Here is a 1,443-nt window from a genome sequence, read left to right on the forward strand (position 1 = left end):
CGAGAACCTCAAATCCTTCACCGATTGCCGCCATCATACCATACTCTATTCCGTTATGAACCATTTTCAAGAAGTGACCGCTGCCTGCTGCACCTGCATAAAAGTAGCCATTTTCAACAGCTGTATCACGGAAAATTGGTTCTACAACATCCCATGCCTTCTTGTCACCGCCAATCATATAACATGCACCATTTCGTGCACCAGCCATTCCTCCAGACGTTCCAACATCCATAAAGTGAACACCGAATTCCTGCAGCTCATTATATCTGCGGATTGATTCTTTATAATGGGAATTACCTGCTTCAATTACAATATCGCCCTTAGCAAGTAATGGTGCCATCTCGCCAATAACAGAATCCACGACATTATGAGGCACCATAATCCAAAGTACTCTTGGTGTTTCCAATGATTGCACAAGCTCTGTTAAGCTTGTAGTTCCATCTGCTCCATATTCCTTCATTTCTGAAACAGCAGCAGGATTTAAATCAAATGCTGACACTTGATGTTTATTATCCAATAGATTCTTTCCTAAATTTAAACCCATTTTTCCTAAACCAATTAAACCAACTTTCATACTTAAACCCCTCCTGATTAACTGAGAAAAAACATTTATTTTTATCCATATTCCTTTTGGAAATAATGGAAACTAAACGAACAATTTTATTATGACGCTGTTTATAGCATGTTCCAAATCACTGCTGATATGTGTTATCCGATGGAAACTAAGCTTTCTTTTGCTGCCGGTTTACTATCAAGCCACCACTTGAACCCATTTGCTGCAAGCAGCTCATCTGACGCTTCAGGTCCGTTAGAGCCTGCTGGGTAGAAATGCAATGGAGCATCGCCTTGTTCAAATGCATCTAACACTGGTTGCACCCATTCCCAAGACAATTCCACTTCATTCCAATGAGCAAAGAACGTAGAATCACCTTTGAAAGCATCGAATATTAAACGCTCATATGCTTCTGGAACATCCTTTTGGGCATGTGTAAGATCAATTTCCACTTGTTCTATTTTTCCATTTTCAAATGGGCTTTTACTGTTTAACAGCAATTTAATGTTTTCATTCGGACTGATTTCTATTATTAAGAGATTAGGCACAATCTGCTCCTTTTTCTCTTCATAAATTTCTTTCAGTGTATCTTTGAATTCGATGACAATCCGAGTAGATTTTTCTTTCATCTTTTTCCCTGTTCTAATATAGAATGGGACACCTTCCCATAAATCATTGTCAATCCAAATTCTTGCTGCTATAAATGTGTCTGTGCTTGAATTTTCTTTAATATTTGGCTCATCACGATACCCAACTGAAGCTTGACCGTTTACTTCGCCACTGCTGTATTGTCCTCTAATAATATTTTCGTGAATATCTTGCCCGTTAACTGGACGAAGTGCTTCCATTACTTTTCGTTTTTGTTCACGTATTTGGTCCTGACCTACTTT

General features: G+C 38.6%; 1 protein-coding gene and 1 pseudogene. Both read right to left on the reverse strand.

Features of this window, described 5'->3' with window-relative positions; translation table 11 throughout:
• Window positions 1–574, reverse strand: a 574-nt coding sequence (gene gnd, locus AB0G52_RS41100) for a phosphogluconate dehydrogenase (NAD(+)-dependent, decarboxylating) (protein ID WP_361344401.1), incomplete at its 3' end; no start/stop codon positions are given.
• 134 nt (window positions 575–708) lie between these two features.
• Window positions 709–1,443 (reverse strand): annotated as a pseudogene (locus AB0G52_RS41105) (hypothetical protein); the annotation flags it as partial.

The organism is Streptomyces sp. NPDC021562 (assembly GCF_040640875.1).
Taxonomy (GTDB): domain Bacteria; phylum Actinomycetota; class Actinomycetes; order Streptomycetales; family Streptomycetaceae; genus Streptomyces.